The following is a 20,917-nucleotide window of genomic DNA, read 5'->3' as shown; positions in this document are numbered from 1 at the left end:
GAAAGCGGGAGGTTGAAATGAAAATCACCGTCGTCTCAGCCAATGAGAAACTGCTGTTCGAGATCGCGCGCGTGCTGCGCGAACGAAGCATCACCGACCAGGTGGACGTGGTCAACGGCTCGCTGGACAAGCTGCAAGCGATGGAAGCCATGCAGGCGCCCGCGCTGCTGATCGTGGCCCAACCCGCGCTCAGTCCCGCCGAATTCGAACGCCTGGAAAGCCTGGGCATCCAGCACCCCGGCATGGCCAGCATCGTGCTGTGCCAGTTGCAGACGCCGGAATTCCTGCTGCAAGCCATGCGTGCCGGCGTGCGCGAGGTGCTGCCGCTGCCGGCCGACGCCGGCCAGCTGCATGTCGCCGTGCGCCGCATCGAGGACAAGCTGAATATCAACAACCGCTCCCAGGGCAAGGTGCTGGCCTTCGTCTCCTGCAAGGGCGGCAGCGGCGCCACCTTCCTGGCCACCAACCTGGGTTATGCCCTGGCCGCCGCCGAAAACAAGCGCGTCGCCCTGTTCGATCTGAATCTGCAGTTCGGCGACGCCTCGCTGTTCGTCTCCGACCAGAAGCCGGCCGCCAGCCTGGCCCAGCTCTCGCAGCAGATCCATCGCCTGGACGCGTCCTTCCTGGCGTCGAGCATGGTGCCGGTGACGCCGAACTTCGGCGTGCTGGCCGCGCCGGAAGACCCGACCCAGGCCAACGATGTGCACCCCGAGCATATCGACGTGCTGCTCAAGCTGGCGCGCCAGCACTACGACTTCATCCTGCTCGACGTGGGCCGCAGCCTGGACGCCATCAGCGTGCGCGCGCTGGACCAGGCCGACATGATCTTCCCCATCCTGCAAGCCACCTTGCCGTATATCCGCGACGGCAAGCGCCTGCTGAGCGTGTTCCGTTCGCTCGACTACCGCAAGGACAAGATCCACCTGATCGTGAACCGCTACGCCAATAGCGGCGAAATCCGCCTGCGCGACTGCGAGCAGGCTTACGGCACCACCATGTTCCGCACCATTCCCAACCACTACGAGGCCGCCGCGGCTTCCGTCAACCAGGGCGTGCCGATTCTCCAGCTGCAGCGCAACTCTCCCGTGTCCAAGGCTTTGCAGGACATGGCGCGCGAGCTGGCCGGCGACACGGCGGCGGAATCGCGCGGCTGGCTGTCCCGCATCCTGCAGCGCGCTTAAAGCCGCCCCAACCCGATAGAGCCAAGGAGAACACATCATGCTAACAAGCGCCAATCTGAGAGCAAGGCTGGGCAACGGCACCGGCGGCGCCGCCCCCGTGGTCCGCCTGGAAAGCATCGACAACCGCGCCTACCAGCAGCTCAAGCACCGCATCCACCAGACCCTGCTCGACCGCGTCGACCTGGAAAGCATGCAGCGCTTGAGCCAGGAGCAGATCCGCGACGAGCTGCGCATCCTGGTCGAGCGCCTGCTCGAAGAGAATATGGTGGTCATCAACGATATCGAGCGGCGCAACCTGACGCGCGATATCCAGCACGAGGTGCTCGGCTTCGGCCCGCTGGAGCCGCTGCTGGCCGACCCCACCGTGTCGGACATCCTGGTGAACTCTTCGCAGCAGGTATATGTGGAACGCGGCGGCAAGCTGGAACTGAGCAGCATCACCTTCGCCGACGATGCCCACCTGATGAAGATCATCGACAAGATCGTCTCGCGCGTGGGCCGCCGCATCGACGAATCCAGCCCCATGGTCGACGCCCGCCTGCCCGACGGTTCGCGCGTCAACGCCATCATCCCGCCGCTGGCCATCGACGGCCCGGTGATGTCGATCCGCCGTTTCTCGGCCGATCCGCTCGGCCTGGAAGAACTGATCGGCTTCAAGAGCATGACCGAGGGCATGGCCACCGTGCTGCGCGCGCTGGGCCGGGCTAAGGTGAATATCGTGATCTCGGGCGGCACCGGCAGCGGCAAGACCACCATGCTGAACGCCATTTCCGCCCACATCAGCGAAACCGAGCGCGTCGTCACCATCGAAGACGCGGCCGAGCTGCAACTGCAGCAGCCCCACGTGGTGCGCCTGGAAACGCGGCCGCCGAATATCGAGGGCAAGGGCGAGGTATCGCAGCGTGCCCTGGTGCGCAACGCCCTGCGCATGCGGCCCGACCGCATCATCCTGGGCGAGGTGCGCGGCGGCGAAGCGCTGGACATGCTGCAGGCCATGAACACCGGCCACGAAGGTTCGATGGCGACCATCCACGCCAACACCCCGCGCGACGCGCTGACCCGCCTGGAAAACATGATCAGCATGGCCGCCGCCAGCCTGCCCACCAAGGCCATGCGCCAGCAGATCAGCTCCGCCGTGGGCGTGGTGGTGCAGGTGGCGCGCCTGACCGACGGCAAACGCAAGCTGATGTCGATCCAGGAAATCACCGGCATGGAAGGCGAGATGATCACCATGCAGGAAATCTTCTGCTTCAAGCAGACCGGCATGGACAAGGACGGCAAGGTGCAGGGCCACTTCTGCGCCACCGGCATCCGCCCACGCTTCTGCGAACGCCTGCGTGCTTTCGGCCTGCAGCTGCCCGACGAATTGTTCGATCCGAACCACCGCACGGAGTGATGCCATGGACTACCTCTACTACATCACCGGCATCGTGGTCTTCGTGGCCGTGGTGCTGCTGATCGAAGGCATTTACCTGAGCTGGAACTCGTCCAAGGGACCGGAGGCGGAACGCGTGGCGCGCCGTCTGCGCATGATGTCGGCCGGCAGCCATGGCGGCCAGCAGAACAACTCCATGATCAAGCAGCGCCTGCTGGCCCAGTCGCCCGCCATGCAGCGCCTGCTGCTGGAAATTCCGCGCATCGGCCAGCTGGACCGGCTGCTGGAGCAGTCCGGCCTGGCCTGGAGCGTGGCCGACCTGCTCGGTCTGACGGCGCTCAGCTTTGCGTCCGCCGTCGGCCTGGGCCTGTGGCTGCACCTGCCGCTGCTGATGCTGCTGCCACTGGCCTTGGGCGCGGCCTGCCTGCCTATGCTGATGATCGTGCGCGCCAAGGCCAAGCGGCTGGAGCATATCGACCAGCAGTTGCCCGACGCGCTGGACCTGATCGGCCGCGCGGTGCGCGCCGGCCACGCCTTCCCCACCGCCATGAAGATGGTAGGCGACGAGATGCGCGATCCCATCGCCGCAGAATTCCGCACCGCCTTCGATGAGGTCAACTTCGGCATCTCGATGACGGACGCGCTGATGAACCTCGCCACCCGCGTCCCCAGCACCGACCTGCGCTACTTCGTGATCGCGGTGCTGATCCAGCGCGAAACGGGCGGCAATCTGGCCGAGCTGCTGGACAATATCAGCGCCATCATCCGCGCCCGCATCAAGCTGATGGGCCAGGTGCGCGTGCTGTCGGCCGAGGGCCGCATGTCGGCCTGGGTTCTGGGCCTGCTGCCCTTCGGCGCGGCGCTCATGATCCAGCTCACCAGCCCGCAATTCCTCGAAGTGCTATACACCGATCCGGGCGGCCGCAAGATGCTGGGCATGGCCGCCTTCCTGATGTTCCTCGGTGTTCTGCTGATGCGCAAGATCATCCGCATCCACGTTTAAAGCGCGAAGGAGACAGCCATGAGCATGATGCAGATCGGTTTCCTCGGAGTTCTCTTCCTGGCCGTGTTCGGCGGCGCGATGGCCCTGCTGAGCCGCTTCAACAGCGACCCGGTGCAACAGCGCCTGGATGCCGTTACCGGCAACGGCGGCGCGCGCTCCGGCAAGGGCCACAGCCAGGGTCCAACCCTGGCCGCGCGTCTGGCGCAGCTGACCGCGCCGCTGGCCAAGCTCTCGGCCAACCCCACGGACTGGGAGCATTCGGCACTGCGCACCCGCTTCATGAACGCGGGTCTGCGCCATCCGTCCGCGCCGGCGCTGTTCTTCTCCGCCAAGACGGCGCTGGCCGTGCTGCTGCCGCTGGTCGCCTACTTCGCGCTAGCCGTGATGCGTTCCAAGGCCAGCGGCAACACCCTGCTGTTCTGGCTTCTGCTGTCGGCCGCCATTGGCTACTATCTGCCGAATGTGGTGCTGAATATGTCGGTGCGGCGGCGCCAACTGGAGATTTTCGAAAGCTTCCCCGATGCGCTGGACCTGATGATGGTCTGCGTGGAAGCCGGTCTGGCCATGGACGCGGCCTTGCAGCGCGTGGCGCAGGAAATCGGCCTGAAAAGCGAGGTGCTGGCCGACGAGCTGAATCTGGTGACGCTGGAGCTGCGCGCCGGCTTGAGCAAGGAGAAGGCGCTGCGCAATCTGGCCCTGCGCACCGGGGTGGAGGATGTGGATGCGCTGGTGGCCATGCTGATCCAGGCCGAACGCTTCGGCACCAGCATCGCCGACTCCCTGCGCGTGCAGTCGGACCAATTGCGCACGCGGCGCCGCCAGCGCGCCGAGGAAGCGGCGGCCAAGATCGCGCTGAAACTGCTCTTCCCCCTGATTTTCTTCATCTTCCCCTCGCTGCTGGTGGTGCTGATGGGGCCAGCTTTCCTGCAAATCTATCGTGTTCTGCTGCCCGGCATGGGCGGTGAAGGCAACTGAAAGGAATCCATCATGAACAAACTCAAACCCATCGCCTTCGCCATCGCCGGCTGCGGCCTGATCGGCGCCTGCAGCACGCCGCCCGCACGCCAGGAGCTGACCATGCAGCCCGTGCTGCGCATCGACCAGGGCACGCGCGCCGGCAACCAAATCGGCACCTGGAACCGGCTCGGGCGCTACCACCAGGAGCGCGGCCAGCTCAGTCTCGCGTTGGGCGCGTACGCGCAGTCGCTGGCCCTCGACCCGCGCCAGCTGGAAGCGCGCACCGCCGTCGCCGCCATCGAGGCACGCCAAGGCCGGCTGGAGGACGCTCGCCTGCAGCTGCAAGCCGTGGCGGCCGACTATCCGGGCGAAGCCCAGCCGCAGACCAATCTCGGTTACGTGCAATACCTGATGGGCGACTATGAAGGCGCCATCGGCACGCTGCGCAAGGCCATGGCGCTGGGCGCCGGCCCCAAGGCATTCGAGAACCTGCAACTGGCCGAAACTGCCGCGCGCGAAAATGGGCAAGCGGAAGCGGCGGCGCTGGCGGCGGCCATCAGGACACAGCCGCAATCGCCCGTCCCCGCGCCGGAAAACGTCGCGCCGCCTGCGAGTGAAGTCAGCGCCACGCCAGACGCGGGTCAGCTGCACCGCACCAGCCGCATGGAGCTGGTGGAGCTGAAACCGAATGTGTATGAGCTGAAGTTGCGCCCCGTCGTTACCACCCTGCCGATGGTTCTGCCGTCAGTTGCCAAGGCGGCAGCACCCAGCGCCGCCGCCAGCGCCGCCACGCGCCGCGCCCGCATCGAGGTCGCCAACGGCAACGGCGCCAATGGCATGGCCAAGCGCTTCCGCGAAGTGCTGGTGCTGGCTGGAATTCCAGTCGACCGTCTGAGCAACGACAAGCCTTACCGCCAGCAGCTCACCACCATCCAGTACGGTCCCGGCTACGCCAGCCAGGCCGCCGAACTGCAAAGCGCGCTGCAAGGCAAAGCCGCGCTGGAAGCGAGCGACAAGCTGCAAGCCATCGATCTGCGCCTGGTGCTGGGCAAGGATGCGCCAACCACGCTGGCAGCGGCAGGACAGACCGCCGACGCCGCATTGATGGCCAGCACCGGTGGCTCCGACTAGCCAAGGCAGGACATGCAGGGGCGCGCCCGGCGCCAATCCGCTTCAGAACTTGATTTCGAATCGATCTCAAAAGGGGTGAGCTATGTTCCAACATCTGAAATATCCGCGCCGCGGAAAACTGTTAAGCGCCTGCCTGCTGGCAGCCTGTGTGTCCGTCATACTCAGCGCCTGCGGCGGCGGGGGCGGCGGCAGCACCACCAGCGCCGGTTGTGTAACCATCGATCCCTCGCGCGATCCTGCCCTGCCCTCCTGCGGCGGCAGCACATCGGCGCCAGCCACCGCCAGCGCGGCCGGATCGGCGGCACTCAGCATGAGCGACAGCAGCGGCGCCACCAGTTCGGTCAGTCCCGACCGCAGCGGCACGGTGCAGGCTCAGATCAAGGACAGCAAGGGTCTGGTGGTGCCGAATGTGGCCGTGACCTTTACCAGCACCGACAAGACGGCCGTGCTGTCGCCCGCCTCCGGCACCGCCCTTACCGACAGCAGCGGCATTGCCCGCATCGGCATCGGCGCCGGCAGCCAGGCCGGCGGCTATACCATCAATGCCACGGCCAATGTGGGCAGCGGCACGGTCAGCTCATCGCTTGGCTATTCGGTCAGCTTCCCGGCGCTGGCCTTGAGCGACCTGCGCATCTCGCCCGCCACCCTGTCCGCTGGCGGCAATGCCAGCGTGGGCGTGACGGTGATGAATGGCGCCAACGTCTATCTGCTACCGGTAGCGGTCAGCTTCAGCTCCGCCTGCATCAGCGCGGGCAAGGCCGTGATGGGCACGCCCGTGACCACGCAAAGCGGCATCGCCACCGCCAGCTATACCGACAAGGGCTGCGGCACCGCCGACGTCATCACCGCCAGCGTCACCACGCCGGGCGGCACCGCCAGCAAGGCCGGCACCATCAATGTGCTGCCGGCCAGCGCGGGTTCCTTCAAATTCATCTCGGTCAGCAATAGCAATCTCGCGCTGAAAGGCACGGGCGGCCCGGGCCGGCCTGAATTCTCCACCGTGAAATTTCAGATATTCGACGCCAGCGGCAGCCCGCTGGCCGGCAAACAGGTGAATTTCGCCTTCTCCGACTCCACCACCAGCACCACGGTGGGCGGCTTGAGCTTGAACACCGCCTCGGCCTTGACTGGCGCCGACGGCACGGTCACGACTGATGTCGCCGCCGGCACGATTCCGACTTCGGTGCGCGTGGTGGCGACCGTCAGCGGCACCAGCCCGCCGCTGACCTCCGTGTCCAGCATCCTGGTGGTGTCGAGCGGGGTGCCGGACCAGGCCCACTTCTCGCTCTCCACCGCCATCGGCAATTGCGAAGGACGCGATATCGACCAGCTGTGCAGCACCGTCAAAGTGATCTCGGGCGACCATTTCGGCAATCCCGTTCCCGATGGCACGGCGATCAACTTCTCGGCAGAAGGCGGCAATATCGGCGCCTCCTGCCTGACCAAGGATGGCATGTGCAGCGTGCCCTTGTATTCCAGCGCGCCGCGCCAGGCCAACGAACGCATCACGGTACTGGCCTATGCTCTGGGCGAGGAAAACCTGATCGACAATAACGGCAACAACACCTATGACGCGGGCGACAGTTTTACCGACAAGCGCCCCGACATCTTCCGCGACGATAACGAGAGCGGCAGCTGGAACACCGGCGAGGCTTGCGTAGGCCCGAACCTGGCCGGCACCTGCAGCACGGCGGGCGACGGCCAATACAACGGCGTACTGCGTTCGCCCCAGGTACCGAGCGCGCAGACCCTGTATGTGTCGGCCCAGCTGGTGCAGATCTTCGCTGGCAGCACAGCCAGCATCGGTTTCAGCACATCTTCGCTGAGCTGCAGCGCCGGCGGCACGGCCGACGTGGTGGTGACGGTCGCCGATCCCGCCGGCACCATCATGCCGGCCGGGTCCATCATCGATATGAGCGCCTTGTTCGGCGTGACCGCCAGCACGGTAGCGCCCAGCCAGATCAAGGTGCCGAACGTGGTGGCCGCCGTGGGCCAGGCGGTGCCTGCGCCCAGCTATGCCGTCACCGTGGGTTGCCCCACCCCGGCCGGCAAAGGCAAGCTGATTGTGAAAGTCACCTCGCCCAGCGGCGTGATCTCCAGCGCCAGCCTGCCGATCAACTGATTCAAGCGAGGCGTTCCAGCTCGCGCTGCAGGAAACGCCACACGGCGGGATCCTGCATCGCGGCCACGTTCAGGCGCATGCGGCTGGATGGCAGTTGATTGGGCGAGAACAGGCTGCCGGGCGCCAGCAGCAGGTTCTCGCTCAAGGCATGCTCGGTCATCACATTGGTGTCGCAGCCGGCATCGGCCCAGACGAACATGCCGGCCGGCGACACCACATCCACCTTCAAACCCACCCGCTCCATCTGCCGCACGGTGCGTGCCCGCAGCCCATCCAGCCGGCTGCGGATGCGCTCCACATGCTTGCGGTACAGGCCTTCCGACAGAATCTTGTAGACCACGCGCTCGCCAATATCGCTGGTGGTCAGGGTTTGCAGCATCTTGCGGTCGGCCAGGCGCTCGGCCAGCTCGGGCGAGGCGGCGATGAAGCCGACGCGCAGATTGGCCGCCATGGTCTTGGAAAATCCCCCCAGGTAGATCACGCGCCGCAGCTGGTCCAATGAGGCCAGGCGGGTGGCCGGCTGCACCGCGCTGCCGGGGTGCATATCGCAGTAGATGTCGTCTTCCACGATGGTGATGCCGTGCTGCTCGGCGAGGCGCAGGATCTGGAAGGCCTTGGCCGCCGACAGCGAGGTGGAGCTGGGATTGTGCAGCACCGAATTGATCACATACAGCTTGGGCTTGTGGATGGCTGCCAGCTCGGCCAGTTGCGCGATGTCCGGTCCGTCGGCCAAGCGCGGAATGCCCACCACCTTGGCGCCCAGCGCGGCGAAGGAACCGAACATCAGGAACCAGGCCGGATCGTCGACAAACACGGTGTCGCCGGGTCGGGTAAATTCGCGCGCCACCATGTCCAGCGCCTGCGTCACGCCGCTGGTGGTGACGAACTGCTCGGGCGTGGCGGCGATTTCCAGTTCGGCGAGCTTGTGCTGCAATTGCTGGCGCAGCGGCAGGAAGCCTTGCGGCACGCCGTAATTCAGCAGCAGATTGCTGTTCTGGCGGCTGATCGCGCGCAGCGCGTTGGCAATGGCCGGACCGTCGAGCCAATCCTGCGGCAGCACGCCGGTGCCCGGCATCTGCAGATTGGCCGTGGCGCGGAACATATTGCGGATCAGCCAGACCACATCCATGCCGCCGCCCGGCTGCACGCCGGCGCTGAAGTTCATGGCCTCGGCATCGGCCGTTCCCGGCGCGTTCAGCGGGGCGCGTTCGCGGATGAAGAAGCCGGCGCCGCGCCGCGACTCCAGATAAGCGCGCGCCACCAGCTTGTCGTAGGCCGCCACCACGGTGAAGGCGGACACGCCGTTGGCGGCGGCGAACTGGCGGATCGAGGGCATGCGCGCGCCGGCGCGCAGCAGGCGGTCGTCGATGCGCGCCGCCACCGTGCGCACGATCTGGTCGATCAGCGATTCGCCCGAGGCGCGCGAGAGCAGCAGGATCTGCCCCGGCCGGTGCAGGGAGGACGTCAGCGATGGCGCCGGTGTATCGGTCATTTTACCGTTACAGTATGTGAAATTATATGGATAAGTGTATTGGCACTGTACTGCTTAGCTATTCTACGATACACCTGTTATCAATAAGATTCCAGCGCCGCCATGTCCCTGCCGTCTCCCACCGAACTCGAAGCCGCCGCCGCCATCGTGTATGGCGCCATGCCGCCCACGCCGCAATTTTCCTGGCCCCTGCTGAACGAGGCGCTCGGCACGGAGGCCTGGATCAAGCACGAGAACCACACGCCGACCGGCGCCTTCAAGGTGCGCGGCGGCCTGGTCTACCTGCATGCGCTGAGCCGGCGCGAACCGCAAGTGCGCGGCGTGATCGCCGCCACCCGCGGCAACCACGGCCAGTCGCTGGCCTTTGCCGCGCGCCGCCACGGCCTGGGCGCGCACATCGTGGTCCCGCATGGCAATAGCGTGGAAAAGAACGCTGCCATGCGCGCACTGGGCGCCCAGCTGATCGAATATGGCGACGACTTCCAGGCCGCGCGCGAACACGCCCAGATGCTGGCGCGGCGCGACGGCCTGCATATGGTGCCCTCCTGGCATCCCGATCTGGTGGCCGGCGTGGCGACCGGCTATCTGGAGCTGTTCCACGCCCAGCCCGACCTGGACACGCTCTTCGTCCCCATCGGCCAAGGTTCGGGCATTTGCGCCGCGCTGGCCGCGCGCCAGGCGCTGGGGCTGAAAACCCGCGTGATCGGCGTGGTGTCGGAACATGCGCTGGCCTACCAGCTCTCCTTCCACGCGCGCCGGCCGATGGAAGCGCCGGTCGGCACCGAGCTGGCCGACGGCCTGGCTTGCCGCATGGCCGACGCCAGTTCGCTGCCGCCGATTATCGAGCTGGCCGACGATATCGTCGCCGTCAGCGACGAGCAGGTGGCGCGCGCCATGCGCCTGTACTACCGCTGCACCCATAATCTGAGCGAAGGCGCGGGCGCGGCGGCCCTGGCCGCGGCCCTGCTGCTGAAGAACGACCCGCGCGTCAAGGGCCGCAAACTGGGCCTGCCGCTGACCGGCGCCAATGTCGACGCGCCCCTGCTGCAGCGCGTGCTGGACGAACAACCGTTCCGGAGCGTGCCATGAAAAACGCCGTTCCCAGTTCCCTGCCCGGCAAACCGCTGGCCACGCAAGGCCATAGCGGCCTGTCCGACGAAAGCATGGGCATGCTGCTTGGCCTGGCCGGCGTCGCCATTTTCAGCCTGACCCTGCCCTTTACGCGCATGGCGGTGGCCACGCTCGACCCGGTGTTCGTGGCCATGGGCCGCGCCGTGGCGGCGGGCGCGCTGGCCGCGCTCTGGCTGTGGTGGAAGCGCGCAGCGCTGCCGCCGCGCACCGCCCTGCCCCAGTTGCTGGTGGTGGCGGCCGGCTGCGTGGTCGGCTTTCCGCTGCTGACTTCCATCGCCATGCGCTCGCTGCCTGCCGCGCACGGCGCGGTGCTGGTGGGCGTGCTGCCGCTGGCCACGGCCCTGTGCTCGGCGCTGCGCGGCCATGAGCGGCCCTCGCCGGCCTTCTGGGCTTCCGCCGTGCTGGGCTCCGCCCTGGTGCTGGCCTTTGCGCTGCGCCAGAGCGGCGGCAGCCTGCATCTGGCCGACCTGGCGGTGTTCGCCGCCGTGCTGGCCGCCGCCATCGGTTATGCGGAAGGCGGCCGCCTGGCGCAAAGCATGGGCGGGCAGCAGGTCATCAGCTGGGGCCTGGTGCTGTCGCTGCCGGTGGCTCTGCCCATCAGCCTGTGGCTGATCTGGCAAGACCCGGCCGCCTTCGTCCACGCCGGCCTGCGCGCCTGGAGCGGTTTTGCCTATGTTTCCGTGTTTTCGATGTTTATTGGTTTCTTCTTCTGGTATCGCGGCATGGCGCTGGGCGGGGTGGCGCGCGTGGGCCAGGTGCAGCTGGTACAGCCCTTCCTCTCGCTGCTGGGCGCCGCCCTGGTGCTGGGTGAGCCGCTGCAGGGCGAGCATATGCTGTTCGCGCTGGCCGTGATCGCCGTGGTCGGCGTCGGCCGCCGCGCCCAGATCCGGCGCTGAAACGGGGATGGAATGGGTTGATACGGCGGCGCCGCGCCGGATTTGTGGGCATGTGACGCAGCAAGACGTACAATATCGTTCTCGCGGCTTCGCAGCCGGCACCATTACCTCTAACCCGCCGAACCTTCGGCCATTTTCTTCGGATACAAAATGTCTGTTTACGAAAAACTGAAATCGCTCGATATCACGCTGGCCGCCCCGGCCGCGCCCGTGGCTGCCTACGTCATGCACGTCCAGACCGGCAACCTGGTGTTCATCTCCGGCCATATCGCCAAGAAAGCCGATGGCAACCCATGGGTCGGCCAACTGGGCAAGAACATTTCGACCGAAGAAGGCCAGCAAGCCGCGCGCGCCATCGCCATCGACCTGATCGGCACCCTGCAGGACGCCTGCGGCGGCGACCTGACCCGCGTGAAACGCATCGTTAAAGTCATGAGTCTGGTGAATTCGACCCCGGACTACACCGACCAACACCTGGTCACCAATGGCTGCTCGGAACTGCTGGGCGAAGTATTCGGCGCAGCGGGCAAACACGCCCGCTCCGCATTCGGCGTAGCGCAAATCCCGCGCGGCGCCTGCGTTGAGATCGAGATGATCGCCGAAATCGCGTAAAACAGATTGTGGGCGGCGCCTACCCGGCGTCGCTCTTTTCAAAGCCGCCACAAGCGCGCTTGTTCCCGGCCCGGGCGCCGCCCTGTCCACCTCAAGAGAGAATCGTATGAAAATCGAAAACCCCAATCCGCTCCAGTGGCGCTTTTCCGAACGCGCCAGCCAGATGCAAAGCTCCTTCATCCGCGAGATCCTGAAGGTCACGCAACAGCCGGAAATCATTTCCTTCGCCGGCGGCCTGCCTTCCCCCGCCACCTTCCCGGTGGACATGATGAAGCAAGCGTTCGACAAAGTCCTGTCGAATAACGGCAAGGTCGCCCTGCAATACGGCCCGACCGATGGCTATATGCCGCTGCGCCAGTGGATTGCCGATTCGCTCTCGACCAATGGCGCCAGGATCGTGCCGGAACAAGTGCTGATGGTCTCCGGTTCGCAGCAGGCGCTGGACCTGCTGGGCAAGGTGCTGATCGACGAAGGCAGCCGCGTGCTGGTGGAAACGCCAAGCTATCTGGGCGCCCTGCAAGCGTTCTCGGTCTATCGTCCTGAATTCATGTCGGTCGACACCGACGAACATGGCCTGATTCCCTCCTCGCTGGACAAAGTGGCCCAGGGCGCGCGCCTGCTGTACGCGCTGCCGAACTTCCAGAACCCGACCGGGCGCAGCCTGTCGGTCGAACGCCGCCTGGAACTGGTGGAAACCTGCGCCCGTCTGGGCCTGCCGCTGATCGAGGACGATCCTTACGGCGCCTTGAGCTACAAAGGCGACCCAATGCCGAAGATGGTGGCGATGAACCCGGAAGGCGTGATCTATATGGGTTCCTTCTCCAAAGTGCTGACCCCCGGCATCCGCCTGGGCTATGTGGTGGCCCCGCTGCCGCTGGTGCGCCGCCTGGAACTGGCGAAACAGGCCGCCGACCTGCACACCGCCCAGCTGACCCAGATGGTGGTGCACGAAGTGATCAAGGATGGCTTCCTGGACCAGCACATCCCGACCATCCGCGAACTGTATGGCAACCAGTGCCAAGCCATGCTGAAGGCGATGGAGGAGCACTTCCCGGCCGGCGTCACCTGGACCAAGCCCGAAGGCGGCATGTTCATCTGGGTCACCCTGCCCAAACACATCAACGCCATGGAATTGCTGGACGAAGCGATCAAGCAGAAAGTCGCTTTCGTGCCGGGCGCGCCGTTCTACGCCAACGAGCCGGAAACCAACACCCTGCGCCTGTCCTTCGTGACCGTGGCGCCGGACCGCATCCACACCGGCATCGAAATCCTGGGCAAGCTGCTGGCCGCCCGCGTGTAATCCCCCTCCCCGCCGCGCGGCAGCGTCCTGCTGCCGCGCACACTGTTGCGGCTTAACAACGAGAATGACGTTAAGCCGCAACATCTTGACTAGAAGTAATTATAATTTCCCATTAGTAACACCTGTTTTTCCGATTGGGCTGCCATTGGGCGTCTTTTTCGGTCAACATGGCAATGTTTTCCAACAATTTCCATTGTCCCTTCGGTATGATCGTTGGGACCGAACCCTTCTTTTCAGGCCAGCATGAACCTAGGCGGTACGAGCATTGCCACGCAGCGCGACGCTGCGATTTTGATCGTGGACGACGCTCCAGAGAGCCTGAGCGCCCTGCGCAAGATGATGGTCGAGCAAGGCTATCAAACCTTCGTCGCCAACTCCGGCGAACGCGCGCTGGAGATCGCACGCCGCGTGCACCCCGACCTGATCCTGCTGGACGTGGTGATGCCCGGCATGGACGGCATCGAAACCTGCCGCCAACTGAAAGCCAGTCCTGTCACCCAGCGCATTCCGGTGATTTTCATGAGCGCGCGCACCGAGGCGGAAGACGTGGTGGCCGGCTTCGATTGCGGCGCCGTCGATTACATCGGCAAGCCGCTGCGCATGGCCGAGGTGTGCGCCCGCGTGCGCACCCAGCTGCAGATCCGCATCAGCCAGGAGTCGCAGCAGGAACAGGCCGAACGCCTGCGCACCATCGTCAACAATATGGCCGAGGGCCTGCTGATCATCGAGGCCGATGGCCGCATCCAGTTCACCAACCCGGCCTGCGACCAGTACCTGGGTTATGCCGCCAACGAGCTGGCCGGACAATCGATTTCGGACCTGCTCAATCCCCTGGTGGCGCAGGAATACCTCGACTATTTCGCGCGCTACGCCGCCAATCCGGAGACGGCCTACAGCCACGGCACGCGCGAAGTCATCATCCGCCACCACAACGGTTCCTCGGTCTGCATGGACCTGACGCTGACGCCCATGTTTCTGCGCCAGCCCCTGTTCATCGGCCTGCTGCACGACATTACCCACCACAAGCTGTCGGAAGACGCCCTGCAGCGCGCCGCCATGATCGACCCGCTGACCAAGATCGCCAACCGGCGCCACTTCGACAGCTTCCTCGAAAAAGAATGGCAGCGCGCCCTGCGCAGCGGCGCCGCGCTGTCGCTGGTGGTGCTCGACGTGGACCACTTCAAGCTGTACAACGACACCCTGGGCCACGCGGCAGGCGACGTCTGCCTGCAGAAAGTGGCGCAGGCCATCAACTCGCACGCCCTGCGCGCCACCGACCTGGCGGCGCGCTACGGCGGCGAGGAATTCGTGCTGCTGTTCGCGGAAACGGATTCGGATTCGGCCTATCTGCTGGCCGAATCGATCCGCGCCCACATCGAGTCGCTGCAGCTGCCGCATCCGCGCTCGGTGACCTCGCCGCACATCACGGTCAGCATCGGCGTGGCGACCATCCACCCCAGCCAGCTCGATAGCACCGAATCGCTGTTCGTGGCCGCCGACCGCGCCATGTACGTGGCCAAGGAAGGCGGCCGCAATCAAGTACGCGCCACCCGCTCCAGCGGCGATTCGCTGGAGGCGGTGAAGGCGCTGGTGATGCGCTGAACGGCGCCGCCGGCCAGTCGGCGAGAATAACTAAAGTGTTCAAGCAATGTCCTGCATCAATGAGTTTTTAAGCTCCGCCCGGGAGTTGGGATTATCCTGTTCCGTGCTCGATCCGGAGCCATCGCGTCAATTCATCGCTGAAGTCATCGGCAAGTTCAAGCCGGAGCGCATGGCCGGCCACCTGGCGATCGGCCACAATTCCATCGCCATTCCACTGGAGCCGAACGAATTCACATACTCCTGCCATCTGGATGCCGCGCCGGCTTATGTCTTCTTCGAACAGCGCGGAGCTGATAAGGATCGGGTTCTTATCCTGCACAACGGCAAAAACCTGGCGAAAATCTTCGAAAACGCGTTTGGCATGGATATTTTGTGTCCGACGAACAGAAAAGCTACCTTCTGGCGGTGAACTGGTACGTTATCGAAGGGGCGGGAGAGTGCAAGGCCTGGATGACGCGGCTGGATAATGATCGAGGTTGATGTCCGCCTAGGATTGACATCGCCGGGATGGTCGTTGAAAAACCAAGACCAGCTCACTCGATATGCGCTTCTGGATTCACATTACCTTCACCAATTCAGAATACGCTGCCAGCCTGGAATCATGTGTCAAAAATGGTAGCGGCTCAGTAATCGCTTGCGCCACCAGCAAACGATCGAAGGGATCAGCGTGCAATAAAGGCAGCGTATTCACAGCAGCGGCATGACGCGCGCTAATGGGTAATTCCAGAAAGTTATTCTGAGCGATATCGTCGACCAATGCGCCCATATCCGCCTTCAGTTTTCCAAGCGCACTCTTGATGGCGATCTCCCAGATTGTGGCGCTGGAGACATACACCTCAGCCGCTTCCGCAATCAGATCGCGGGCGGTGGACGTCAATTTTCGATCGTCCGCCAGCCACCAAAGATAAATATGAGTATCGAGCAGGAGGCGCATCAACGTCCCTCGAATACGGCTTGCAGTTCATCAGGCAGCGGCTCGTCAAAGTCGTCGGCAATTTCAATCTTGCCAGACTGGGAACCGGGCACCCGCCTCGCTTTGACCAGGGCAATAGGCAGCAAGCGTGCAGCCGGCTTGCCTGCCTTGGCGATGATGATTTCTTCGCCCTGGCTGACCGCATCGATAAGCTTGGAAAAATTCGTCTTGGCCTCATGGATATTAACGATCCGCATAACGCCTCCTATGGACTTAGTCCAGCTTAGTCCATGCGCCGCCGCTACGCAAGCTGAACAAAGCGGCTTTCATCGGGTTTAGCGCGCCATCGGGTAGCCCGTGATGTCGGCAATCTCCTGGTACATCGGTTGCAGGCGCTGGTACATCTTGAGGTACACACGGCGGTACAGCTGGTCGTAGACCTTGCGGTTGGCCTCGATCGGTTGGAACACGCGGCCGGGGCGCGTCATGGCACGGATGGCGCTGTCGAAGCCGGCGTGCAGGCCCAGGCCGGCAGCGACCGAGATGGCCGCCCCCAAGCCGGAAGCTTCGTAGATATGGGCGCGGGCGGCGGGCAGGCCGAAGACGTCGGCCGTCAACTGCATGGCGGCATCGCTTTGCGAGCCGCCGCCGGCCACGCGCAGTTCGGTGATGCGCGTGCCGCCGCGCTTTTCGATGCGCTCCTTGCCCTCCCGCAGCGCGTAAGCCACGCCTTCGAGGATGGCACGGTACATATGGGCGCGCGTATGCACGTCGCCGAAGCCGATCATCGAACCTTTCGCTTCGGGACCGGGAAAGCGGATGCCGGGACTCCAGTAAGGTTGCAGCATCAGGCCCATGGAACCGGGCGGCACTTCGTTGACCAGGGTGTCGAACAGCGCTTCAGGCACCAGGCCCTGTTCGGCGGCGGCCATCTGTTCGCGGTCGCCGAACTGCTCCTTGAACCAGTTGACCATCCAGTAGCCACGGAAGATCTGCACCTCGGTGCTGTAGGCGCCGGGAACGGCGGCCGGATATGGCGGGATGTACGGCGTGACTTCGATGTATTTTCGGTTGGTGGTATTGATGGTGGCCGTGGTGCCGTAACTCAGGCAGCCGATATGCGGCTCCAGCGCGCCCGCGCCGATCACTTCGCAGGCCTTGTCGGCGGCGGCGGCCACCACCGGCACGCCTTGCGGAATACCTGTCATGCGCGATGCGTCGGCCGTGATGGCGCCGATCACGGTGCCCGGCTCCACCAGTTCCTGCAGCATCTCGGGGCGGATCGCCAGCGCCTGCCATTTCCAGTCCATGGCGCCGGCCCAGCGGTGCTTCTTGTAGTCGAAAGGCAGGTAGGCGACCTGGGAGCCGATGGAATCGACATGGCGCCCCGTCAGGCAAAAATTCAGATAGCCCGACAGCAGCACGAATTTGTCGGTGCGGCGCCAGATGTCGGGCTGCTGATCGGCGATCCAGTTGATCTCGGCCTCGCGCTGGAAATAGGCAATGGTGCCGTCCACGCGCGCCAGTTTGAAGGCGGTGCGCCAGAAGGCGTTCAACTGCGGCACCTGCTCGGTGCGGCGCTGGTCCAGCCAGGTGATGGCGGGACGCAGCGGCTTGCCATCCTGGTCCAGGTTGATCACGGTGCCGCGCTGCGTGGTGACGGCCACCCCCGCGACGGCGCTGGCGGGAATGGCGCAGCTGTCCCACAGGCGCTGGCAAGCCGTGCATACCGCCTGCCAATAGGCTTCGGCCTTGTGCTCGGCCCAGCCGGGATGGTCGGAGTAGTAGGCTTGCAGATGCACCTGGCTTTTGGCCGCCAGTTCGCCGTTGGCCTTGAACAGCAAGGCGCGCACGCTTTGCGTGCCGTTGTCGATGGATAGGATGTATTGGTCAGCCATACTGTCTCTTGTTTTCCTGCTCTGGCGGCAAGCTGTAGTGAGCTTTGCATAATGCCAGATATGCGCTCTCCTCGGTACGCCAGCGCTGCTCGCTCCAGCCCAGCTCCGGCTGGCAGATGGCTTTCACGCGCGGCAGGATGGCGGCCGCGCCGTTGCGCAGCAGCAGGCCGACGCGGGTGCGGCGCAGCAGCAGGTCGTCCAGATGCTGCACGGCTTCGTGGCGCGCGGCCCAGCGCAGCTGCGCCCACAGGGTTTCGGTGCCGGGAATGGTTTGCAGCTCGGCGGGATGGGCGGCGTCCAGCAGCGCTTGCGCCTGCGCGCCGTAGCGGCCTTGCAAGCGGCGCGCCTGGCCGGCAGGCAGGCCGCGCTGGTAGCGCGGCGCCGGCACGGCGGCGAAAATGGGTTGCGGACGCAGCTCGTCGCGCCATTCCGGCAGCAGGGTCTTGGCTTGTTTCAGCGCGTCGAGCGCCATCACGCGGAAGGTGGTCAGCTTGCCTCCCGTGACGGTCAGCAGCCCGTTTTCCAGCCACAGCGCATGCTCACGGGTTTCCTTCGATGGATCGGCCTGGCCGCTGTCGATCACCGGACGCACGCCGGCATAGGTGGCGATGATGTCGTCCTCGCACAAGTCGAGTTGCGGGAACTGCAAGCGCAGCGCGGCCATCAGATAGTCCACTTCCGCGCGCGTGATGGCCGCTTCGTGGCGCAGATCCTCGCCATGATCGAGGTCGGTGGTGCCGACCAGGGTGACGCCCTCCCACGGGAAGGCGAAGACGGGACGACCATCCTGCGGGTGCATCAAGCTTACAGCCTGCGCCAGCGGCAGGCGCCAGGCGGGCAGCAATAGGTGGCTACCGCGCAAAGGACGCAGGCGGCGCGCCGCCCCGCCCTGCGCCCGCAGCGCATCGGCCCAGGCGCCGGTGGCGCTGATCACGACCTTGGCCTGCACCGTATGCGTTTCGCCGCCAGCATCCAGCTCATCGCGCAATTGCGCGCCGCGCACGCTGCCGCCTTCGCGCAGCAGGCCTTGCACGGACAGGTAATTGAACGCCGTGCCGCCATACTGCTGCGCTTCCTGCAGCACGCGCATGACCAGGCGCGCATCGTCGGTTTTGGCGTCGGTGTAGCACATGCCGCCGCGCAGCCCCTCGGCGTCGATATGCGGCGCCAGTTGCAGGAACGCCTCGCGTGGATAGTAGTGGCGGCTGCGCTGGCCGGCCATGCGGTCGTAAATGGCAAGGCCGAGCAGGAAGGTGCGCCGGCCAGGCTTGCGGCCCGCGTAGTCGCCGAAGGCGAAGCTTTGCGGCTCGACCAGTCCGGCGGCCTCACGCAGCAAGGCTTCCCGCTCGTGGACGGATTCGCGCGTCAATGCGAACTGGCCCTCCTTCAGGTAGCGCAAGCCGCCATGCACCAGCTTGGAGGAACGGCTCGACGTGCCCCAGGCAAAGTCGCGCTGTTCGACCAGCAGCGCGCGCAGGCCTCGACGCGATGCTTCGAGCAGGATGCCGGCGCCGCAGATGCCGCCGCCGACGATGAGCACATCCCATTCCTGCGCCAACAGCTTGCGCAGCTCCGCGCGCCCGCCCGGCCGCCAGTGCGGGGCGTTCATGCCGCCAGTCCTTGCGGCGGCACCAGCTTGCCGGGGTTGAGCAAGCCTTCCGGGTCGAAGTGGCGGAACACGGCCTGCATGGCGGCGATGCCGGCTGCGCCCTTCTCCGCCTCCAAGTAGGGCGCGTGGTCGCTGCCCACGCCATGCTGGTGGCTGATGGTGCCGCCGTTGTCGACGATGGCGCTGCTGACGGCGTGCTTGAGCGCCTTCCAGCGCACCAGATCGTCTTCGTAGTTGCCCGACAGGCGATAGACGAAGGTGGTGTACACGCTGGCCCCTTGCGCATACAGATGCGAAAGATGGGTGTAGACGTGCACTTTCTCTTGATGCGCCGCCAGCGCCGTTTCGGCCGCGCTTTCCACCGCATGCATCATGCTTTCCACGCGCGACCAGTCCACCGCCGTTTCCACCGTGTCGATGGCGTAGCCGTACTGCCAGGCCGCGTTGCGCAGATAGACGTTGCGGAAGCGGTTCTGCTTCCACTTGTCGCCCATCATGCGGCCGATATGCACGCCTTTGTGCTCGCGGCACAGGCCCAGCGCGGCGCGCATGGCGGTCTTGGCCTGGGCCTTGCCGCCGCTGACGCCAATCATCAGCATGCATTTGCCGTCGCGGCAGCCGCGCAGGGACAGCCAGGTTTCCAGCGCGCCGATCAGGCGCTTGTGGCCGGCCAGCGCCAGCATCGTCACCGTTTCCACGGCGTTCGACAGGCGCAGCATCGACAATCCCATGCGCCCTTGCGCCAGCTCGCGCGCGGCCGCTTCCGCTTGCTGCCAGTTGGGGAAGAAGACGGCGTGGAAGGCCTCGTATTCAGGCACCTTGCTGACGCGCACCGTGGCTTCGGTCAGAATCCCAAGGCGTCCTTCGGAGCCGAGCACCAGCTCGCGCAGGTCGGTGCCGGCAGCCGATGCCGGGAAGGCCTGCACTTCCAGCGTGCCTTGCGGGGTTTCCACCACCCCGCCGGCAAAGGTCTGCTCGATGCGGCCATAGCGCAGCGACTGCTGGCCCGATGAGCGCGTGACGATCCAGCCGCCCAGGGTCGAATACTCGAACGATTGCGGATAGTGGCCCAGCATGAAACCGTGGGCGCGCAGCGCCGCCTCCAGGTCCGGCCCCAGCACGCCCGCGCCGAAGGTCGCCAATTGCGACTGCTGGTCCAGATGGATCAGGCGGCACAGGCGGGTGGTGTTCACGGCCAGCGTCAGGCGGAAAGGATCGAGCACCGTCAGATGGCCCGCCACGCTGGTGCCGCCGCCGTGCGCAATCAGCGCCACGCCATACAGCCGCGCATAGTTGATCAATTCGCGCACTTCCTGGCCGCTTTCCGGGAAGGCCACGCCGTCCGGCGCGGGACCGATGCGGCCGTAGCGCAACTTGAGCCAGTCCGGCAGGCTTTGGCCCAGCGCATTGCGCAGCCGGGTTGCGGGACTGGTATCGATCAAGCGGTGCGGCGGCAGGCGCGAAGCGCCCAGCTGGGCGCAGGCCTGTTCGAAGCTGGCATCCGCCACCGGATTGCCATTGCCGATGCGCGTCGCCAGAAAGCCCAGCGCATCTTCATTCAGGGCGAATTCAATCGCCTCGTCCCCCCAGCCATTCCAGCGTCGCATCGTGTCTTGTCCCCTGTGCGCGGCGCTTGCTATACTGGCAAGCGCCATTAGTCATTGACACAAGATTAAGCCGCCAGCCGCTGGCGGT

Annotated in this window: 18 protein-coding genes; 12 read left to right on the top strand and 6 right to left on the bottom strand. The window is 65.3% G+C overall.

What is annotated here, in order from left to right; all coding sequences use genetic code 11:
- Positions 1–17: 17 nt before the first annotated feature.
- The 6 genes from FHS03_RS22020 (at position 18) to FHS03_RS21995 (ending at position 7,769) form a co-directional block, all read left to right on the top strand.
- Entirely contained in the window at positions 18–1,181 is a 1,164-nt protein-coding gene (locus FHS03_RS22020; protein WP_183443075.1) for a CpaE/TadZ family protein, read from the top strand.
- Positions 1,182–1,218: 37 nt separating this feature from the next.
- A complete protein-coding gene (locus tag FHS03_RS22015; RefSeq protein ID WP_183443074.1) occupies positions 1,219–2,577 on the top strand; it encodes a TadA family conjugal transfer-associated ATPase in 1,359 nt (452 codons plus the stop codon).
- Between the two features lie 4 nt (positions 2,578–2,581).
- Positions 2,582–3,559, top strand: coding sequence for a type II secretion system F family protein (locus FHS03_RS22010; RefSeq protein ID WP_183443073.1), 978 nt, complete (start codon positions 2,582–2,584; stop codon positions 3,557–3,559).
- Between the two features lie 18 nt (positions 3,560–3,577).
- On the top strand, positions 3,578–4,534 hold the full coding sequence (locus tag FHS03_RS22005) for a type II secretion system F family protein (RefSeq protein WP_183443072.1): 957 nt from the start codon (positions 3,578–3,580) through the stop codon (positions 4,532–4,534).
- 12 nt (positions 4,535–4,546) lie between these two features.
- Complete coding sequence (locus FHS03_RS22000; protein WP_183443071.1) at positions 4,547–5,647, top strand: LytR C-terminal domain-containing protein; 1,101 nt, start codon at positions 4,547–4,549, stop codon at positions 5,645–5,647.
- Positions 5,648–5,795: 148 nt separating this feature from the next.
- The gene (locus FHS03_RS21995; protein ID WP_183443070.1) at positions 5,796–7,769 is read left to right on the top strand and encodes an Ig-like domain-containing protein; all 1,974 of its coding nucleotides are present in this window, start codon (positions 5,796–5,798) and stop codon (positions 7,767–7,769) included.
- 1 nt (position 7,770) lies between these two features.
- On the opposite strand, the gene FHS03_RS21990 is transcribed toward FHS03_RS21995, so the two are convergent.
- Complete coding sequence (locus FHS03_RS21990; protein WP_183443069.1) at positions 7,771–9,261, bottom strand: aminotransferase-like domain-containing protein; 1,491 nt, start codon at positions 9,259–9,261, stop codon at positions 7,771–7,773.
- A 102-nt stretch (positions 9,262–9,363) separates the two neighbouring features.
- On the opposite strand from FHS03_RS21990, the gene FHS03_RS21985 reads away from it, so the two are divergent.
- The 6 genes from FHS03_RS21985 (at position 9,364) to FHS03_RS21960 (ending at position 15,211) form a co-directional block, all read left to right on the top strand.
- Positions 9,364–10,350 (top strand): threonine dehydratase, encoded by a 987-nt coding sequence (locus tag FHS03_RS21985; protein ID WP_183443068.1) that lies wholly within the window; start codon positions 9,364–9,366, stop codon positions 10,348–10,350.
- Positions 10,347–11,288 carry a DMT family transporter gene (locus FHS03_RS21980; protein ID WP_371871756.1) on the top strand — a complete coding sequence of 314 codons (942 nt, stop codon included), beginning with the start codon at positions 10,347–10,349 and terminating at the stop codon, positions 11,286–11,288. Before FHS03_RS21985 ends, FHS03_RS21980 begins: the two co-directional genes overlap by 4 nt.
- 150 nt (positions 11,289–11,438) lie before the next feature.
- Positions 11,439–11,900, top strand: a complete 462-nt coding sequence (locus FHS03_RS21975) for a RidA family protein (RefSeq protein ID WP_050407049.1) — start codon at positions 11,439–11,441, stop codon at positions 11,898–11,900.
- A 106-nt stretch (positions 11,901–12,006) separates the two neighbouring features.
- The gene (locus FHS03_RS21970; protein ID WP_183443067.1) at positions 12,007–13,200 is read left to right on the top strand and encodes an aminotransferase-like domain-containing protein; all 1,194 of its coding nucleotides are present in this window, start codon (positions 12,007–12,009) and stop codon (positions 13,198–13,200) included.
- Positions 13,201–13,443: 243 nt separating this feature from the next.
- Positions 13,444–14,802: a diguanylate cyclase gene (locus FHS03_RS21965; protein WP_183443066.1), complete on the top strand. Its 1,359-nt coding sequence runs from the start codon at positions 13,444–13,446 to the stop codon at positions 14,800–14,802.
- A gap of 46 nt (positions 14,803–14,848) precedes the next feature.
- A complete protein-coding gene (locus tag FHS03_RS21960) occupies positions 14,849–15,211 on the top strand; it encodes a hypothetical protein (protein ID WP_183443065.1) in 363 nt (120 codons plus the stop codon).
- A 147-nt stretch (positions 15,212–15,358) separates the two neighbouring features.
- Here FHS03_RS21960 and FHS03_RS21955 read toward each other — a convergent pair whose 3' ends face one another.
- From FHS03_RS21955 to FHS03_RS21935, 5 genes are all read right to left on the bottom strand, one after another.
- Entirely contained in the window at positions 15,359–15,736 is a 378-nt protein-coding gene (locus tag FHS03_RS21955; RefSeq protein ID WP_183443064.1) for a type II toxin-antitoxin system VapC family toxin, read from the bottom strand.
- Positions 15,736–15,972: a type II toxin-antitoxin system Phd/YefM family antitoxin gene (locus FHS03_RS21950; protein WP_183443063.1), complete on the bottom strand. Its 237-nt coding sequence runs from the start codon at positions 15,970–15,972 to the stop codon at positions 15,736–15,738. The genes FHS03_RS21955 and FHS03_RS21950 overlap by 1 nt, the downstream gene beginning before the upstream one ends.
- A gap of 78 nt (positions 15,973–16,050) precedes the next feature.
- Complete coding sequence (locus FHS03_RS21945; protein WP_183443062.1) at positions 16,051–17,613, bottom strand: FGGY-family carbohydrate kinase; 1,563 nt, start codon at positions 17,611–17,613, stop codon at positions 16,051–16,053.
- Complete coding sequence (locus tag FHS03_RS21940) at positions 17,606–19,222, bottom strand: glycerol-3-phosphate dehydrogenase/oxidase (protein WP_183443061.1); 1,617 nt, start codon at positions 19,220–19,222, stop codon at positions 17,606–17,608. The genes FHS03_RS21945 and FHS03_RS21940 overlap by 8 nt, the downstream gene beginning before the upstream one ends.
- Positions 19,219–20,829, bottom strand: a complete 1,611-nt coding sequence (locus FHS03_RS21935) for an FAD-binding oxidoreductase (RefSeq protein ID WP_183443060.1) — start codon at positions 20,827–20,829, stop codon at positions 19,219–19,221. The genes FHS03_RS21940 and FHS03_RS21935 overlap by 4 nt, the downstream gene beginning before the upstream one ends.
- Positions 20,830–20,917 lie beyond the last annotated feature (88 nt).

Source organism: Pseudoduganella violacea (genome assembly GCF_014191875.1).
Lineage (GTDB): Bacteria > Pseudomonadota > Gammaproteobacteria > Burkholderiales > Burkholderiaceae_D > Rugamonas > Rugamonas violacea_A.
Note: the sequence above shows the minus strand (reverse complement) of the source record. Positions and strands in the feature narration are given on the sequence as shown.

Bases quoted from the DNA above. Each gene is read 5' to 3' on its own strand.
- FHS03_RS22020 (WP_183443075.1), top strand. From the start codon at position 18: ATGAAAATCACCGTCGTCTCAGCCAATGAGAAACTGCTGTTCGAGATC.
- FHS03_RS22015 (WP_183443074.1), top strand. From the start codon at position 1,219: ATGCTAACAAGCGCCAATCTGAGAGCAAGGCTGGGCAACGGCACCGGC.
- FHS03_RS22010 (WP_183443073.1), top strand. From the start codon at position 2,582: ATGGACTACCTCTACTACATCACCGGCATCGTGGTCTTCGTGGCCGTG.
- FHS03_RS22005 (WP_183443072.1), top strand. From the start codon at position 3,578: ATGAGCATGATGCAGATCGGTTTCCTCGGAGTTCTCTTCCTGGCCGTG.
- FHS03_RS22000 (WP_183443071.1), top strand. From the start codon at position 4,547: ATGAACAAACTCAAACCCATCGCCTTCGCCATCGCCGGCTGCGGCCTG.
- FHS03_RS21990 (WP_183443069.1), bottom strand. From the start codon at position 9,261: ATGACCGATACACCGGCGCCATCGCTGACGTCCTCCCTGCACCGGCCG.
- FHS03_RS21985 (WP_183443068.1), top strand. From the start codon at position 9,364: ATGTCCCTGCCGTCTCCCACCGAACTCGAAGCCGCCGCCGCCATCGTG.
- FHS03_RS21980 (WP_371871756.1), top strand. From the start codon at position 10,347: ATGAAAAACGCCGTTCCCAGTTCCCTGCCCGGCAAACCGCTGGCCACG.
- FHS03_RS21975 (WP_050407049.1), top strand. From the start codon at position 11,439: ATGTCTGTTTACGAAAAACTGAAATCGCTCGATATCACGCTGGCCGCC.
- FHS03_RS21970 (WP_183443067.1), top strand. From the start codon at position 12,007: ATGAAAATCGAAAACCCCAATCCGCTCCAGTGGCGCTTTTCCGAACGC.
- FHS03_RS21965 (WP_183443066.1), top strand. From the start codon at position 13,444: ATGAACCTAGGCGGTACGAGCATTGCCACGCAGCGCGACGCTGCGATT.
- FHS03_RS21960 (WP_183443065.1), top strand. From the start codon at position 14,849: ATGTCCTGCATCAATGAGTTTTTAAGCTCCGCCCGGGAGTTGGGATTA.
- FHS03_RS21955 (WP_183443064.1), bottom strand. From the start codon at position 15,736: ATGCGCCTCCTGCTCGATACTCATATTTATCTTTGGTGGCTGGCGGAC.
- FHS03_RS21950 (WP_183443063.1), bottom strand. From the start codon at position 15,972: ATGCGGATCGTTAATATCCATGAGGCCAAGACGAATTTTTCCAAGCTT.
- FHS03_RS21945 (WP_183443062.1), bottom strand. From the start codon at position 17,613: ATGGCTGACCAATACATCCTATCCATCGACAACGGCACGCAAAGCGTG.
- FHS03_RS21940 (WP_183443061.1), bottom strand. From the start codon at position 19,222: ATGAACGCCCCGCACTGGCGGCCGGGCGGGCGCGCGGAGCTGCGCAAG.
- FHS03_RS21935 (WP_183443060.1), bottom strand. From the start codon at position 20,829: ATGCGACGCTGGAATGGCTGGGGGGACGAGGCGATTGAATTCGCCCTG.